General features: G+C 63.2%; 15 protein-coding genes and 3 pseudogenes. 10 read left to right on the top strand and 8 right to left on the bottom strand.

The features are described 5' to 3' along the window. Positions 1-14: 14 nt before the first annotated feature. From M5I08_RS08545 to otsB, 3 genes and pseudogenes are all read left to right on the top strand, one after another. A pseudogene (locus tag M5I08_RS08545) lies at positions 15-183 on the top strand (membrane dipeptidase); the annotation flags it as partial. 234 nt (positions 184-417) lie between these two features. Then, positions 418-1,809 carry a WS/DGAT/MGAT family O-acyltransferase gene (locus tag M5I08_RS08540; protein ID WP_219066760.1) on the top strand — a complete coding sequence of 464 codons (1,392 nt, stop codon included), beginning with the start codon at positions 418-420 and terminating at the stop codon, positions 1,807-1,809. Between the two features lie 59 nt (positions 1,810-1,868). Continuing rightward, entirely contained in the window at positions 1,869-2,972 is a 1,104-nt protein-coding gene (otsB, locus tag M5I08_RS08535; protein WP_219066759.1) for a trehalose-phosphatase, read from the top strand. Here the strand turns inward: otsB and M5I08_RS08530 are convergent, their stop codons facing one another. The 4 genes from M5I08_RS08530 to ltrA all read right to left on the bottom strand — a co-directional run bounded on the left by M5I08_RS08530 (position 2,973) and on the right by ltrA (position 5,825). After that, positions 2,973-3,092 (bottom strand): hypothetical protein, encoded by a 120-nt coding sequence (locus M5I08_RS08530; RefSeq protein ID WP_219066758.1) that lies wholly within the window; start codon positions 3,090-3,092, stop codon positions 2,973-2,975. Beyond that, entirely contained in the window at positions 3,089-3,373 is a 285-nt protein-coding gene (locus M5I08_RS08525) for a PaaI family thioesterase (RefSeq protein ID WP_219066757.1), read from the bottom strand. Before M5I08_RS08525 ends, M5I08_RS08530 begins: the two co-directional genes overlap by 4 nt. A 4-nt stretch (positions 3,374-3,377) precedes the next feature. Further along, positions 3,378-3,635: a hypothetical protein gene (locus M5I08_RS08520; RefSeq protein ID WP_219066756.1), complete on the bottom strand. Its 258-nt coding sequence runs from the start codon at positions 3,633-3,635 to the stop codon at positions 3,378-3,380. A gap of 381 nt (positions 3,636-4,016) precedes the next feature. Then, positions 4,017-5,825 (bottom strand): group II intron reverse transcriptase/maturase, encoded by a 1,809-nt coding sequence (gene ltrA, locus M5I08_RS08515; RefSeq protein ID WP_219066755.1) that lies wholly within the window; start codon positions 5,823-5,825, stop codon positions 4,017-4,019. Between the two features lie 822 nt (positions 5,826-6,647). On the opposite strand from ltrA, the gene M5I08_RS26310 reads away from it, so the two are divergent. The 3 genes from M5I08_RS26310 to M5I08_RS08500 are packed head-to-tail and all read left to right on the top strand — an operon-like array spanning position 6,648 to position 9,139. Beyond that, a complete protein-coding gene (locus M5I08_RS26310; protein WP_219066754.1) occupies positions 6,648-6,887 on the top strand; it encodes a hypothetical protein in 240 nt (79 codons plus the stop codon). 39 nt (positions 6,888-6,926) lie between these two features. Further along, positions 6,927-7,853 carry a Rossmann-fold NAD(P)-binding domain-containing protein gene (locus tag M5I08_RS08505; protein ID WP_219066753.1) on the top strand — a complete coding sequence of 309 codons (927 nt, stop codon included), beginning with the start codon at positions 6,927-6,929 and terminating at the stop codon, positions 7,851-7,853. Next, entirely contained in the window at positions 7,853-9,139 is a 1,287-nt protein-coding gene (locus M5I08_RS08500) for a glycosyltransferase family 2 protein (protein ID WP_219066752.1), read from the top strand. Before M5I08_RS08505 ends, M5I08_RS08500 begins: the two co-directional genes overlap by 1 nt. 251 nt (positions 9,140-9,390) lie before the next feature. Here the strand turns inward: M5I08_RS08500 and M5I08_RS08495 are convergent, their stop codons facing one another. After that, a complete protein-coding gene (locus M5I08_RS08495; RefSeq protein WP_249763208.1) occupies positions 9,391-9,837 on the bottom strand; it encodes a DUF4352 domain-containing protein in 447 nt (148 codons plus the stop codon). Positions 9,838-10,661: 824 nt separating this feature from the next. Here M5I08_RS08495 and M5I08_RS08485 point away from each other — a divergent pair. Continuing rightward, positions 10,662-10,763: pseudogene (locus M5I08_RS08485) on the top strand (helix-turn-helix domain-containing protein); the annotation flags it as partial. Between the two features lie 58 nt (positions 10,764-10,821). After that, on the top strand, positions 10,822-11,529 hold the full coding sequence (locus M5I08_RS26305; RefSeq protein WP_219066750.1) for a hypothetical protein: 708 nt from the start codon (positions 10,822-10,824) through the stop codon (positions 11,527-11,529). 528 nt (positions 11,530-12,057) lie between these two features. On the opposite strand, the gene M5I08_RS27440 is transcribed toward M5I08_RS26305, so the two are convergent. Beyond that, positions 12,058-12,168: a DUF3761 domain-containing protein gene (locus M5I08_RS27440; RefSeq protein WP_502213841.1), complete on the bottom strand. Its 111-nt coding sequence runs from the start codon at positions 12,166-12,168 to the stop codon at positions 12,058-12,060. After that, positions 12,134-12,346 (bottom strand): DUF3761 domain-containing protein, encoded by a 213-nt coding sequence (locus M5I08_RS08465; RefSeq protein ID WP_219070527.1) that lies wholly within the window; start codon positions 12,344-12,346, stop codon positions 12,134-12,136. Before M5I08_RS08465 ends, M5I08_RS27440 begins: the two co-directional genes overlap by 35 nt. A gap of 168 nt (positions 12,347-12,514) precedes the next feature. Here M5I08_RS08465 and M5I08_RS08460 point away from each other — a divergent pair, with 168 nt between their 5' ends. Together M5I08_RS08460 and lepB are read left to right on the top strand one after the other, a co-directional pair. Next, the gene (locus tag M5I08_RS08460) at positions 12,515-12,964 is read left to right on the top strand and encodes a hypothetical protein (protein WP_219070529.1); all 450 of its coding nucleotides are present in this window, start codon (positions 12,515-12,517) and stop codon (positions 12,962-12,964) included. 810 nt (positions 12,965-13,774) lie between these two features. Next, positions 13,775-14,531: pseudogene (lepB, locus tag M5I08_RS08455) on the top strand (signal peptidase I). A 69-nt stretch (positions 14,532-14,600) separates the two neighbouring features. Here lepB and M5I08_RS08450 read toward each other — a convergent pair. Beyond that, complete coding sequence (locus tag M5I08_RS08450) at positions 14,601-15,467, bottom strand: helix-turn-helix domain-containing protein (protein ID WP_249763205.1); 867 nt, start codon at positions 15,465-15,467, stop codon at positions 14,601-14,603. Between the last annotated feature and the right edge of the window lie 6 nt (positions 15,468-15,473).

Below are 15,473 nucleotides of genomic sequence, written 5' to 3'. Positions count from 1 at the left end.
GCAGCAAATAGCCCACCATGCTGCCCACCTACAACCACGCCAACATTGCCGGCTGCGGTTGCCTCGACGCCGACGACACCGGTCTCACGGCGTGGGGACGGAAGCCGATCTGGAAAAATGAACGCGGCTGCGACGGCGCCCGCCGGATCGCACTGCAGCCCACGCACCGGCCTGGAGATCTGTTCCTGGGCCCCAACACTCCGACGCTCGAGGCCGACGTTGGCGCGGTGCTGGGCGCAAACTTTCGCCGCGTCGCCGAGCAAACCTGGTTGAGCGAGCACGATGAAGGTTCGTGAATAGCCTTGCCACACCGATGGACAGCAGTTGTTTACATGATTTAATCTCGCCGCCACCTTCCGCCCAGACGGCCAGCGGATACTCGTAGGGATCCCCAGACGTGAACGGCGGTAACAAGTCGTGGACCACCTCAATGCGCTCGATGCGGGTTTCCTCATGGCCGAAGATTCGGACCGAAACGTCAGCCTGGCGATCGGCGGAATCGCGATCATCGACGGCTGCGCTCCCGATCACGACAAGCTCAAAGACGTTCTGTCAGAGCGGATCCGGAAAATACCACGCTGCACGCAAATGCTGCATACCCAACCGTTCGATCTCGGTGCTCCGCAGTGGGTCGACGATCCGGAATTCGAGCTCAGCCGTCACGTGCGCCGCATAGCAGTCCCGCGACCCGGCGACGACGCCGAACTGTTCCGAGTTGTCGCCGACGTGTTGGAGCACCGCCTGAATCGCGATCGCCCGCTGTGGGAATGCTGGGTGATCGAGGGCCTCAAGGGCAATCGCTGGGCGATCCTGATGAAAATCCACCATTGCATGGCTGATGGAATCTCGGCGACGCGCATCCTGACCCGACTGTGCGACGACGTCGACGGGGACGCATTCGCCCGGCCCGTCGCCGCCAAACGGAAGGCGGTCGCACACCTGAAGCCGGTGCCCGAACGCAGCCCGCGCAGCAATCCATTGCACAACCTGTGGCGAACGGCCACCGGCATCACCGACGCGGCCGCGCGGACGGTGACCGGGGCCGCCGAACTCGCGGCCGGGTTGCTTCGGCCGAACGCCGACTCGTCGCTGGTCGGGCCGGTCACCGCGATGCGACGTTATCGCGCGGTGCGCGTTCCCCTCGCTGACATCGAACAGGTGTGCCGCAAGTTCGACGTGACCGTTAACGATGTCGCGCTCACCGCGATCACCGGGGGCTTCCGCTCGGTGTTGCTGCACCGCGGCGAGGAGCCACGACCGGACTCGTTGCGCACGCTGGTGCCGGTGTCCGTGCGTTCGCCAGACGCGCTCGACAAGCCGGGCAACCGCCTCTCGGTGTTGCTGCCCTATCTGCCCGTCGAACAAGACGACGCGATCCAGCAATTGCGGATCGTCCATAGCCGGATGACCAGGGCCAAGCACAGCGGACAGCGACAAGCGGGCAATGTGGCCGTGTCGGCGTCCAACTATGTCCCGTTCATGTTGTCTTCATGGGTGATTCGACTACTCACCCGTCTACCGCAACGCGGCATCGTGACGCTGGCAACCAATGTCCCGGGTCCACGGCGCCAGCTGAAGATGATGGGCAGCAAGGTGGCCGGCCTGCTGCCCATTCCCCCCATCGCGCTGCGGTTGCGCACCGGTGTCGCGGTGCTCAGCTACGTCGACGACCTGGTGTTCGGCATCACGGCCGACTACAGCGCCGCAGCCGACGTCGACGAACTGGCCAACGGTATTGAAGCGGCCGTCACACGTTTGGAAATGCTCAGCCAAGGTTCGGTCCTGCTGTTCGCCAACAAATCGGTCTGACTAGCACTAGCCTGGCTACCGGCGCCGCAGCGGCGCGCCGGGAAGGCAGGACAGCCGAATTGTCGGTCACCATCGACCCGCGCCGCCATGACGCGGTGTTGTTCGACCTGCACCGCCCGGTAACCGATCACCCGCTCGTCACGCAGCTGCACGACGCCGGTGTCGCCACAGACGACCGCCTGTCGGTGCTGCCCGGCCGGTGTGCCATCGTCACGGCAACCGCCGACGGCGTGGCCACCGCCCGGGCCGGTGGATTCGCATTGGTGGTAGGGCTCGACACCACCGGACGTGCCGACGAGCTGCGCGGCCGCGGGGCCGACGCGGTGATCACCGACCTGCATGAGATCAACGTGCGCGCCGGCGACCGCCGGATGTCCGAGCTGCCCGACGGGTTCGACGCTCTTGACGCGGTGACCGGCCGGCGCCCGGCGGTGTTCTTCGACTTCGACGGCACGCTCTCCGACATCGTCGAGATCCCCGACGCAGCCCGGCTGGTCGAGGGTGCGGCCGATGCGCTGAGATCGCTGACTGCACAGTGTCCCGTTGCGATACTGAGCGGCCGCGACCTCGCCGATGTGCGCGAGCGGGTCGGCCTGCCCGGCATCTGGTATGCGGGCAGTCACGGTTTCGAGCTGACCGGGCCCGACGGCGCACACCACGAAAATGCCGTAGCGGTGGAAAGTATCCCGGTGCTCGAGAAGGCGACCGCCGAGCTGGCCGACCAACTCGGTCACGTCCCGGGTGTCATGCTGGAGCACAAGCGGTTTGGTGTCGCCGTGCATTACCGCAACGTCGCGCGTGACCGGGTCGGCGAGGTTGCCGCAGCGGTACGAACCACCGGCCAGCGCACTGCGCTTCGTGTCACGACCGGTCGCGAAGTCATCGAGCTACGTCCAAATATCGACTGGGACAAGGGCAAGACGCTGCGCTGGGTACTCGCCCACATCGGCGATACCGAAAAGCCCAGTCCGTTATTGCCGATTTACCTCGGCGACGACATCACCGACGAAGACGCATTCGACGCGGTCGCCGATGACGGCATTGCCATCCTGGTGCGGCACGGCGACGACGGCGATCGCGCGACCGCAGCCAGCTACGCGCTCGATAATCCGGATCGGGCGCGCGAATTCACCGAGCTGCTGGCGCGCCGCCTCGCTCGCTGATCACAGAATCGCCTCGGTTTGCAGCACTTTCGCGGCCAGCGTGCCGTTGTCCCCGCGGACCTCCGTTTCGAGCACAATGACGCGCTTTCCGATGTGCAGTGGGCGGGTGTGCGCCTTCACCGTTCCGGAGCGGGTGGCGGCCAGGAAGTTGTCTTGGACTCGATGGTTGCGGTTCCTGCCGCCCCGTCGGGGAGATTCAGAAATGCACAGACCCCACCCGCCGAGTCCGCCAGTGCCATGACGATTCCGCCGTGCAGCACGTCGTTACCCGTGCACAGAGTCGGCGCCCAATCCAGACTCAGCACTACCTCGTCGGGCCGGAAGCTGTCCGCGGTGATACCCAGGGTCGCGCACAGCGGGACTTGCGCTTGGATCAACTCGGTTGCGGCGGTGTCGGTCATTGGCTCACTTTCCAATAGTGTGCAGCGCCGCAGCGGTTTCCGCGTCGGCGGGATAGAACGATTCGATCGCCACTTCGGCGACCGTCACATCCAGCGGCGCGCCGACCACGGCGGTCATGCTGAAAAAAGCCAACTCTCGGTGACCGTGACGAAGGCGCAGCGGCACCGCGACGTCGGTCAACCCGGGGCGCTCGGCCGCCGACCCGTTCTGGCCCCAACTCGCCGCCCACCTCGACAACGCCGCACGCGCGGGCGCCGACATCCCCACCCTCCTGTCCGACTCCCTTAACAGCCACGGCCCACGACCGACAGAAATGCCGGCCGCCGCCCTCTGGTGGCGCCTGGCCGGCACCCTGGCACCCCCCCACCCTGCACCGCCGCGACACCACCTTGCGCCCACCCTGGACCGCCGAACTGTGCCGGGCGCAAGACCAAGCAGCGCGGCTGCGCAAGCCTTCCGTCAAACGGAATGACCACGACGACCGTTGCGCCGCTGTCGGTGAGGACGAAGCCCCGAGCGGCCAACGACACCGACCACGTTGGAACCCTAAAACCGCCCCTGACCTGTTGGTCGGGTAGCCCCGGCGCATTGCTGCGCCAGGGCCCCCTCAGAACCGTGCGAGCGGGTTTCCCCGCACACGGCTCAAGCAAGCCCCGAGGGCGTTGCGGGTTCCGGTCTCGTGCCGTGGCGAGCCCGCAGGCTGCGATGACATGAGGTGTGTACCAGGCGGGTTCGGTTTCCGTCCGGCCCGCCGCCTCGCCCATGATGGGTGAGGTAGTCGGCGGCGATCGCCCGTTTGATGATGCTCAGCCACCAGCGCTCCCACTCGTGCGGGGATTGCGGGGGCTGATCCGGGGTCAAGACGTGCTCCCCGCACAGTGGGCAGCGCCCGTCCTGCTCGACGAGCAGGCGCAGGTTGTAGCTGTCCAACGGGGCCATCATCTTTCGCCGCCGCGCAGCCCAGTACTGGGACAGGTCGGGGTCGTCTTTAGACGCCCTACCCGCGACCAGTCGGTGCCGGACGATTTTGGTCCAGGAAAACTTGGTGAGAAAGGCGATATCGCCACGATCGTTGAGCACCCGATCGCGGGCACCGAACACCCACCGGTCATTCCTGAACCGGTTGAACCTGCCGAAGTAGCGGCGCACGACCCACTTCTTCGACTTATTGGGATGGGCGCGGCACGCCCACCGATAGGTGAGCCACCACACGTGGCTGTCCAGCGCCGCGAACACCTTGCTGGACACCACCCCCCGGTAGTAGGCGGCCCAACCCCGGATGATCGGGTTGAGCCTGGCGATAAGGGCCATCGCGTTGGAGCCACGCATACCACGTATCTCCTCGGCGAGCCTGCGCCGGATTCGCCTGACCGCATCCTGGCTCGGTGTGATCAACAGCTTGCCAGGCCGCTTCCCACGCCGGTAGCGGCGCAGGTTAAAACCGAGAAAGTTGAAGCCCTCTTCGAGGTGCGCGATGCGCGTCTTGTCCTCGTTGAAAACCAGCCCCCTCGGCGCCAGCCAGTGGGCAAGCCGCTCCTTGACATCGTCGGCCTGCCGCCGCGAAACACAACAGACCACCATGTCATCGGCATACCTGACCAGGGTTCCCGGCACCGCTGTCCCGGCGTTGACACCGGTTTGGCGGTAGCAGACCCCGGCAGCCTCCTCCAGCCCGTGCAGCGCCACGTTCATCAACAACGGGCTGATCACCCCGCCTTGCGGAGTTCCCTCCTCGGTCGGGGCGAAGCCCTTACCCGGCTCGAACACACCGGCCTTCAACCAGCCCGCGATCATTCCCCGTGCGGGGAAGTCGCCGAGCGCATCGAGCAGCCGGTCATGATCGATCCGATCGAACGCGGCCGACAGATCGGCATCGAGAATCCAAACCCGTTGGGCACCAGGGCCCCTCAGGATCGAATACAGCGAGCCGATCGCGTCGGCGCAGCCGCGGCCAGGACGAAACCCATACGAGCGGGCCTCGAATCTGGCCTCCCACTCCGGTTCCAGCGCGTTGCGAACCCGCGCCTGGTGGCACCGGTCCATCAACACCGGAATACCCAGCGGGCGCTGCTTGCCGCCAGCCTTCGGAATGTACACACGCCGAACCGGCATCGGGTCCCAGCTCGCGCGACTGCGGTGCACGCGCACCGCTATGTCTGCTCGCTGCAACGAGGCCAAAGCGACCTCGCCGTCGAGACCCGCCGTCCGACGCCCGGTATTGCGCTGGGTGACTTGCCGCACGCTAACAAGCGTGTTCGACCACGACCCCAGCATCAATTTCTGCAGCGACCCGACCTTGGCCCAGTCCTGCTCCCGCGTCGCCTTGAAGATCCTGCGCCGCAACCGGATTACGTTCTGCTCATGGGCACGCCAATCGACGAAATCCCACTCCACAACCCCGCCCTCGGGTCCGTTCACCGCGATGGTGTCCAACTTGTCCCTTCGGTTCATCAGGTCTTGGCCTCGGTGTTCAAAGGCTCACCTGCCCACGTCAGCACCCTTTCGGGTCCGGCCGCTCGGGCCGGCATCCGGCCGGTTCCCCACGACGACCGCCTTGGAGTGACGGCAATTCGCCGCGAGTCCCGTCGCCTTTCGGCCACCGGCATCCGCTTGTTGGGCATCCTGTCCCGCCGAGGGATTCCGCCCCTCTTGCGATCGGCCTACCGAGACAACGAAAGTCTCGGACCCGACGGGGTTTCCACGTTTCGCGTACACAAGACACGACCGGGATGGGCGCTCCCTCTACCCCGAGGCCAGCGGTGCTCACACGACCGACAGTTCTTCTCCGGTCGCCGCCTGCCGCCTCCACCAGCGGCCAGGCCCTACACCCGGGTAACCATCCCGCCTTCCCGAGCTTAAAGTGACGAGGCATCATCAGGAGTTCACTTACGTTCGCCCGTCCGGTCTTTCCCTCGCCCGGTCGCTCCCCCGGACGGAACGGAGGCCCTTAGGCTTTAACCCCGAGCTTCGCACCCCCGACAAGCAAGACTCACGGGCGCACGTCGAGGCGGGAACCGATCTTGAGCACTGATCGAGAACTACGCACCCGGCAAGACCGGCCTCCAATCTGCGAGCTCACTCGCCGTACGCGACCTCGTGTCGCACATAACTTTCCATACTGGGATCGAGCGTGATCGGCGCCCCGGTCGCCCACAGCCGGGTAATGGTCGCGGGGCGATCGAGCCTGAGATTCTCACCCACCCCTCCCAGCCTTGCCTAAAGCTATTCCCACAAACCGATGGGCGGCCACCGCGACGGCAGTAGTATCCGCGCATGCCGTTGGCGAGGGGGTACCGGTCTTTCATCCAACCGCGCGGCGTCGGCGCCCTCGACATAGTCCATCGCAATCGACAGTTCGCCATCGAACTCGCCGCGATCGTGCGCCGCGACAATATTCGGGTGCCAAAGCGTCGCGGCCAGATCGGCTTCGCGGTGGAATCTTGTGCGGTACTCGCGATCGGCCGTCAGGGTTCGCCGCTGAGCGAAGTCAGTGTCTCCAACAAGCTGGGGTGATCGCAGTCGATCACCTCGCCTAAAAGAATCGAGGGCGCCGTGTCTCGGATTGTCATCGTGGGTGCCGGGACCGTCGGCACCGCAACAGGCAAGGGCTTTGTATCGTACGGACATGACGTCTCCTACGTCGACATCAGCGCATCACGAGTGCAGATGCTGCGGCGAGACGGTCACAGAGCTTGTCTTCCGCCCGATCTGAATCTGGACGGAGTGGACCTAATCCTGGTATCGGTTCCGACACCTACTAATGATTTCGGGCTCGACTTCTCTCATCTCACGGAGTCGACAAACGATATCGGTGCCGCGCTCCGCCGGTGCCAATCAAACACCTATCCGGTTGTTGTCTATCGGTCGACGATGCTTCCGGGTTCAACAAGGAGTCGACTCGTTCCAAGGCTCGAAACGGTGTCAGGCGGACGTGCCGGGGTCGATTTCGGAGTCTGCTATAACCCGGAATATCTGCGGGAGCAGTCGGCGAGAGAAGATTTCCTGAATCCAACTGTAGTGCTATTAGGAACCGATTTGCAGGATCGGCGAACGCAACAGGAGATGTACGCACTGTACGGGACGTTTGAGGCAGAGGTCGTTCTCACGAGCTGGGATGTCGCCGAATTCCAAAAGTATATTCATAACCTTGCGAACGCAGCCAAGATCTCATTCTTCAACGAGATGCGTGAGGCGGCCGGTCAGATCGGGTTCACTCAGACCGAGATCGACTTGGCATTTTCTATCACTGTCAAAAGTGCCGAAAGCATCTGGCATCCTACCTACGGAACACTTAACTTGGGCGCCTATGGTGGCGCGTGCCTTCCGAAGGATGTATCGGCGGCATTGACGTTCGCCAAATCGTTGGGAATTTCCACGCCGCTAATTTCCGCAGTCGAAACAGTCAACAACCGGATTACTGCCAATCAGGTAGCCACATTGACTAACGGCGCCCTGATGCCAGCGAGAAGGATCTCCTAATGATCGAAAGCGCAAATTGGTTGCATGCAGTGCTCTGGTACGCTGCATTGGCCGCTTTCGGCATGCCGTATGTCGAACTCGCGTTGTTCAGCATCGGAGAGTGGTGGTTTCATGCCGCATTTCGTACCGATGAAAGCAAATATAAAAATCTGGTTATCCAGATAACGACACTCGGAAAAGAGCAGGAACGAGTCATCGAGATCATATCTCGGATTCACTCGTATAACCTGCCCATGCATTATCAGATTTGGGTTGTATTGGAGCCGGGATTCCCGACCCGGTACGACGATGCCGATTGCGTTTACGTGGTGCCCGAAGACTTCTCCTGTCTTCCCGTGGCGAAGGCCAGAGCGCTGGAGTACAGCCGCCGGATCCGTGAAGAGAACGGAATGAGTTTCGATCAGACTCTCAAGCTTCTCTTCCTCGATGACGATGTCGAGCCGACCCGTGAATATGTGATGACGGGGTTCATCGGGGATTACGACATCTGCCAAGGAGTTACTGCTCCACGTATTTTGTATGGAAATCACGGGATTAGGCACTTCCTGTTAAGTCATATGGACGATATGCGGTTGCTCACGTGCCTGGTCTGGTGCTCGTTCGCACAGGGGGTACTCAAGCGACCTGTGTATGCACACGGTGAAGGCCTGTTTATGACCGCTCGCACCGAGCGGATCGTAACCTGGGACTACAAGATCTTCGCGTCGGAAGATCTGGTGGTAGGTCAGAATGCCGCCGCCCTGGGTCTGCGCTGGGGCTGGTTCCATGAGTATGTTGAGCTAACTAGTCCATGGACCCGCAGCGACTACATCAAACAGAGACGGCGGTGGTTGTGGGGCAACATTCACGCCCTCACCCATCACGGGATTCTCCCAGTCTGGGGGCGCCTGTTCGTAGCTGCCCGCCACATCCTAGGGCCTGCCACCGCCGTTTTATCCGTGGCTGGAACCTGCGCCCTAGCTACCCATGCCCTACGTCCCACAGGGTTCTTGTTGGTGTATTGCCTGGGCGCGCTCGTCACGTGGCTCGTTTCCTTCTTCGTCGCTGGCTGGATCAACAGCGGTAGTCGAGACCCGCTGGATATGCGAAGCCCCGCCCATTTCTACTTGAACCGATTGTGGCAGTCCGTCGCTGCCATGGTGTTGGCGGCGTTGCTGATCACGCCCGCCTGGACTATGGCGTCGTTGATTGTGTGTTTTTTCAAAGGCAATCCTCGTGGCTTCGAAACGATCGCGAAGACCGCAAAGTCGTCAAGTGCCGCCCGCGCAACTCAAACTTTGTCGTGACACGCAACACTAACGCGATCAGTAGTCAACTCATTTGTCCTGCATTGCGCTCATTATCTGCGCACCACAGACGGTGAGGCCATCACCGACGTGGCGGTCACCGGTCCGACCCGGTGGGCGGTAATGGTCTACGAGGAGGAGGGAAAGTTCGCAAGGCCAGTGGCGCGGCCCCGCTACCGCAGAGAGCGACGGCACCGAAGAGCCGACAAACCGAGGGCTAGGACGCCGCAGACAATTCGTGTCTTCGCACCTCACAGCTTTACTGTCGCTCCGCCGCTGAACGCGGAGTCATGCAGTTCGATTGAGTCTGGGTTCGTCCCCACTGGAACATCGAACGACACCACTGTGTCAATGCCGAGTCCCGGGTTGATGGAATCGCCGTCACCTTTGAGGCCCAAGATCGACGCGGCATCGAATTTCTTGCCGCCGACGATGAGTTTCTGATTTGACGCGAAGTACGATTGCGCCTCGTTGCCGGTGTTCTTTACTGACAGGTGCACGTTAATGTATTCGCCCTGCGCGGTTGATTGCTCGTACTCGTTCGATGGGTTGCCGGCCGTTTTCGACCGGTCGACCGAGGTGACGATGAACTCGAACTTCCCATCCCGCACTGGCGTGCCGATAACAGCGGCCTGGGCGTGGGACTCGGCCGGTTTCTCCGTCGCTTGGTTACCTGCACCGCATGCCGCCAGCAGCACAATGCTCGCGGCGATGATTCCTAGCCGAACACGGCTCCTCATGTGCAAGCTCACACCTCTCTGGTCGGTGCTGTGAGTGCAGAGACTGTCGGGAACAGCTGAGATTCTGACCGCCCTACCCTCCGATGGAAACGATGACCGCTGCGGCAGTAGGAGTTGCCGACTATTGCCGCCCCCTTAACGTGTGCTGGATCGCGAAGGCGGTCCAGACCAGCACCCACATGCCTCCCCACGCCATCCAGAGCACGCCCAGCACCACGCCCGCACCCCCCTGCGTCTTTGTCGCCGGCAGTAGCGAGCATAGGCATGCCGAACAACAGGGTAACGCCCAGCGAGAACAGCGAAGCAAGTCCTGTCAATCCAGCGGATTTGCGACCACCTCCACGACTGCCAAAGCGTGATTCCCTGCGTGTCAGGGTGAGTTGAGTCCACAGAGCAAACGGGCTTGAGGCAGGGCGAGATACGGATCGGCATACCATGACCAATTCCACGATTACCTCGGTGAACGACAATGAACCGATGGATCCAACCCACCCGAGAGCCGGCGGGCCGCGCCGCCGCCCTGGGCTACACGCGCATTGAGCGACGACAGGAAGTAATGCGATGACCGCAACATCAGTGGTTCGATTGGGCACCAAGGCCGCAGCCGATTACCTGGGTGGGTTACCCGAGTCGACGCTGAGGTACTGGCTCTACATGGGTACGGGTCCGCGCAGTTATCGCCTTGGCCGACATATGTTTTACGACATCGCCGATCTGGACGCGTGGCTCGAGGCGGAAGCTGCCAAGACTGAGCGCGGGCGCTTGACCAGTCGAAAGCCGGCTTGGCGCAGCGGATGCACGCTAATGGTGAGTCGGCAAGCACTATCGCCGCCGCGCTCGGTGTAAGCCGGGCGACTGTGTACCGGGTACTCGCCGAGCAGTGACAGGATGGGCTGCTATCGTGCCCCCAATCTCGCCGACAACGGCGTAGGTTCGGTTGCCATGGACGACAGCGCGCACCACACCACGGGAGCCGCCGACTTGGCCGAGGACCACGCCGACACCATGGCGGCCACCAACTTCGCCGACGCCGCTGCCGGCTTGCCCGACGCGTCGCCGACCGAACTCGCCAAGTTGGCGTGGTCATGCGAGGACGAGGCTGAGCCAGACACCGTGCCCCGACGCTCGCTGCGCCCGCCGCTTCGCTGGTGCATGGTAGTTACTGCAGTGCTGGTCACCGGCGCGGCGGCGACGTGGTTCGGGACGGTCTTCTACCACGAGGAAAAGCCAACGCCCGCAATGGCGCCGACTCTGCAAGTGCCCACACCGCCAAAGCCGTCAGTGCCGCCCAAGCCGCCCGCGCAAGCCGCACCACCGGCAGCGCCGCAGCCATCAATACCGGTTCCGAAAGCGCCGGCACCCGCGCTGCAGCCCAACCAACGTCAGCCGGCAGCCCCACCCGCACACGGGCAAGGTGGCTTCTCAGCGGCAGAGGATCAATGGCTCTTGCAGCATATGCGCTCGCTGGGCTACGTCATCCTCAACCCGTCGCAGGTGATCGTCGAGGCGCATCATTATTGTCGGCTCTTGCAGCAAGGCGTGAGCCTCTACGATGCCGACAGCCAGATGGCAACTTTGACGGGCACCGACTCGATAGATACCGGCGAATTGGACTCCAGTGCGATGTTGGCCTATTCCAATTGTTACTGAGACCGACAACGGCGTAGTTGCCATGGACGACAGCGCGAACCACACCATGGGAGCCGCCGACTTGGCCGATGCGCCCGCCGGCATCCCCGACATGTCGCCCACCTAGGTCGCCGAGTTGGCGTGGTCATGCGAGGACGAGGGTGAACCAGATACCGTGCCCCGCCGCTCGCTGCGGCCCTAAGTCTAAGCGTCAGATTGGTGTTGACAACGGCTGCGCCCGGCATGGTGACGTTACTCATCGCGCGGTGGATGGACACCGTCGAAACCATTTTCAACGCGTTGGCGATGTTGCACATTGCTGCTGGCGACATCAGGTCGAGGCCGGCTTGATCGAAGTCATGCTCGTGCGGGAATAGCTGGCTGGCGTCGGCTAGCACCTCGGGGTTGTCGATGCGGAATTGCAGTGGCGCCGCGAGATGAGATACAGCGTCATTGTGTTCGGCGTGGTCATGTCTGCCAGTCTTGCAGCGCCGTAGTCAACTTGTGCCGATGAGATGACCTTTGCGCGTGTCGCAACGAGCCGCCGACTTAACAGCCTGCCACGAGCCACTCTGCGACGCCGCCATGATCCGAGCAGGTGCCGGAACAGTGCTGGCTGTCCGAGTTAGGTGCCGTCCCGGCATTGCGCGGTAGCGCCATACGGGTTAGCGCCGGGATCTGGGACGCACGCGCCGTTGGAGTCTTCGTAGGTGCCGGCGTCGCACGACGCATGGAACGGCCCGGGAAATAGGGGCGCCGAGGTTCCGGTGGCCGGTGCCGCCGAACCAACCGCGGCCGCGGCGGCCGCCGCGATGAGGATTAGAACACGGATGAACATTTCGCCAACCCCTTTGTTTGATGTTTGTCTAATCAGGCCGGCCTCGGACCGTCGAGGTGGTGGTTGGGCTGGTCGGTCGCGTGCGGTGATGCGGGTGTTGCGCTGGCGGTCCGACGCCGGCCCTGAAAGCGGCTGGTCAGGTCGGCATGTTGGGGCCACGCTTGGGTCATGGCTGCAACGGTAACGGTCAACGATGTGCTTGATGGGCATGTGCAGTTGGATCTCGAATGTCTGGATCGGATCTATTTGAACGGCTATGTGCCGAACCTGCAGGTGGGTGGGCAGGTGGTGCCGTTTATGACCGCGCATCTGGGCTATCCGATCCCCTCGCCGGCGATCCTGGAGAAGATCGGTGCCGCATTCCGGGCGGCGGTGGATCGTTTCGCCGTCGATGACCACATCCCGGTGGTGCGGTTTTGCAAAGGCGACCGCAAGGTCGATGCGATGCGCCCGTATCTGGCTGCCCAGGCGCGCACCGGCCGCTCCGGAGTCGCCACGATCGGGGTGGCTCAGGAGTTCCAGAACGTGTTCACCGCGCCCAAGCCGAGCCGGCCACAGATCCGCTGCATCGCCGGGGAGTCCTCACAGTCACGGAAGCCGTTGTCCAGGGCGCTGTAGCCGATGTCGAGCCGTTCGCACTGGCGCTGTGCGCTGGTGTGCCCGTTGAGCCAGATCCACACCGGCCAAGGGGCGTAGGCGTTGGTCTTCCAAAACGCCCCGCCCCACTCGTGGCTCATCTCTGCTGGTCAGATTGCAAGCGACGGGACACAATCCGGTCAGGATGCTGGCGGTATTGTTGGCGGGCTGACGATCCTTTGGATGTTTTGGTGTGGATGTGCAGTGATTTGGCTTGCCTTCGCGATAAATCACACGCTTAAGGCGTGCCGTCGATGAATTGTTTTGGAAGCCTTAGTCTTTCGCAGGGGCGGAAGGGACTACTCGACGCGCTTGATCACTGAAGCGACAATCCGGGCGCCCGGCGGCCAGTTCGCTGCCGGTTGCGGGCGGTGGTCTTGTTGGGGTCAGCGTGGGCGACACCACCACAGCCGAGCAGCGTTGCGGCGATTGCCGCCACGATCGGCTTCAGTCAAGTTCACCTAGTCTCCCCAGGAGCAGTGGGTGTCGGGGGCATGCCCCCGCTCCATCCCCGGTCGTCCGCTTTAGCCTGAACCTTTGCTGTCGTGCTGGTCATGTCTGGGCCGGTGTCCATCACCCAGTCGACGCCAGGCCCTGCGACCACAGAAATACAAGTGGTGGATACACCCACGGGCTGGCAGTCAGAGGAGTGCTCGGCGTCACACGATGCTAATGCGTGGGCAATCGCCGAGGTTCCACCCGCAGCGCCAGAAGCTCAGCGAGTATCCGGCGCAGCGCGGCGTCCATCGTGCTCACCTCCCCCCAGCTCAGGCGCATAGCTACGCTGATCCTGTGACTGGTGGCACCGACGCGGCGGACTTACCTGAGCGCTCCCCGGAAAACGTCAGTTCAGACGCATCCGGCAGTAGTAGCCCGACGACGCCCGCCGAGGCGTCCAAAGCGCCGGAACGAAGGCAGGGCGTGCTACGCAAAGTCCTTATCGTGGTGGTCATCCTGGTGGTCCTGTACTTCGTCGTGGTGATGTTCGTTGCTCGGCTGTACACGATCCCGTCCGAGGCGATGGAACCTACTATCCACGGCTGCGGCGGCTGTGTGGACGACCACGTCATCGTCGACAAACTCTCGTACCGCTTCGGCTCGCCGCAGCCAGGTGACGTGATCCTGTTTGAGGGCCCGTCGGTGTGGAACCCCGGTGATCAGGATCAGACCGACTTCGTCAAGCGGGTCATCGCGGTGGGTGGACAAACCGTGCAATGCCGAGTCAATACCGGGCTGACGGTTAACGGCACACGGTTGACGGAGCCGTATCTGGATCCAGCCACAATGAACGCCGACCCGTCGGTGTACCCGTGTCTGGGCCCCGAGTTCGGGCCGGTCCACGTCCCGCCGGGACGGTTGTGGGTCATGGGGGGACAACCGCACCCACTCGGCGGACTCCCGGGCCCACTGCACCAGCACCCCCGCCGACGCAATCAATGGATTGCTCTGCACAGGCGATCCCACGGCGGGCACCGTGCCGGTGGGCAATGTCATCGGTAAGGCAAGGTTCATTGTGTGGCCCACGTCCCGATGGGGTGGTGTGCGTTAGGTCAATCCGCAGTACTAAACCGTTGAATCCGTCGGTTCGGCAAGCACTCGGTAGAGAGCGTTGTACGGCTCACGCCGAATGCTTGGAGCTAGGCTGCGGAAAGCGACGCCGCACCCCTAAAGTCTCAACCCATGACCCGGGCTCGGCGAGGTGTGTGAGGTCGAAGACACCGTGATGGACCGCATGGTGGCAGTGAAGCTGCTGGCACCCGCATACTCGCAGAACGTGGTTTTCAGACAGCGGCAATACCCGAAAGCGCGTGCCGCTGGGCGGCTGTGCGGCATTGTGAACGAGCCGGGGAGACAAAGGGTAGCAGGCCGTGGCGAACTGCACCAACGGCCACACCCCCCGGGTAGGCCGACAACTCGGCCAGCTGTGCTTCCCCCGCGTGGTGTGCACTTGGCGGTGCCGCCGCTCGAGGATGTGCGCCCGCCACTGCGCCAGGTTGACGATCCGCGGCGCCATACCGTCCGGGTGCAGTGACGCCCGTAGCGCATTCACCGGCGGCGTCAACAGTGCGGGGTCGCATCCTTCGGTAAGCACCGCCACGGCCGCGTTGCCGTCGAGCATCTCCCACCATCGGTTGACGACCAATGCCGGATACGGCTGGTGTCCGGTGAGGATCTGACGCAACGCCGCGCGCAGCCGCGTCAATTCCGGCTCGTCGAGCGAATGCTCGGGATAGGCGGGCGCGTAGCCGCCGGCCAGCAGCAGCGCATTGCGCTCACGCAGCGGCACGTCGAGTTGCTCGCTGAGCCGCAGGATCATTCCCGGGGTCGGACGCGACCGGCCGGTCTCCACGAAGCTCAGATGCCGGGCCGAGATATTCGCCTGAATCGCCAAGTCGAGCTGGCTTATTCGGCGCCGCTCGCGCCATTCACGCAGCAGCTGACCGACCGAAGGTGTTGCCGAGGAACGCTGCGCCAGAGTCGTCACCGTCTC

Origin of the sequence: Candidatus Mycobacterium methanotrophicum (assembly GCF_023515995.1) — a bacterium.
GTDB lineage: Bacteria > Actinomycetota > Actinomycetes > Mycobacteriales > Mycobacteriaceae > Mycobacterium > Mycobacterium methanotrophicum.
The sequence above is the reverse complement of the archived record's forward strand: the minus strand, read 5'-3'. Positions and strand labels throughout refer to the sequence as shown.

Excerpts from the sequence above, each read along its gene's own strand:
- ltrA (WP_219066755.1), bottom strand. The coding sequence starts at position 5,825 with ATGAACCGAAGGGACAAGTTGGACACCATCGCGGTGAACGGACCCGAG.
- M5I08_RS08465 (WP_219070527.1), bottom strand. The coding sequence starts at position 12,346 with ATGTTCATCCGTGTTCTAATCCTCATCGCGGCGGCCGCCGCGGCCGCG.
- M5I08_RS26310 (WP_219066754.1), top strand. The coding sequence starts at position 6,648 with ATGCCGTTGGCGAGGGGGTACCGGTCTTTCATCCAACCGCGCGGCGTC.
- M5I08_RS26305 (WP_219066750.1), top strand. The coding sequence starts at position 10,822 with ATGGACGACAGCGCGCACCACACCACGGGAGCCGCCGACTTGGCCGAG.
- M5I08_RS08525 (WP_219066757.1), bottom strand. The coding sequence starts at position 3,373 with ATGACCGACACCGCCGCAACCGAGTTGATCCAAGCGCAAGTCCCGCTG.
- M5I08_RS08520 (WP_219066756.1), bottom strand. The coding sequence starts at position 3,635 with ATGTCGGCGCCCGCGCGTGCGGCGTTGTCGAGGTGGGCGGCGAGTTGG.
- M5I08_RS27440 (WP_502213841.1), bottom strand. The coding sequence starts at position 12,168 with ATGGCGCTACCGCGCAATGCCGGGACGGCACCTAACTCGGACAGCCAG.
- M5I08_RS08500 (WP_219066752.1), top strand. The coding sequence starts at position 7,853 with ATGATCGAAAGCGCAAATTGGTTGCATGCAGTGCTCTGGTACGCTGCA.
- M5I08_RS08460 (WP_219070529.1), top strand. The coding sequence starts at position 12,515 with ATGGCTGCAACGGTAACGGTCAACGATGTGCTTGATGGGCATGTGCAG.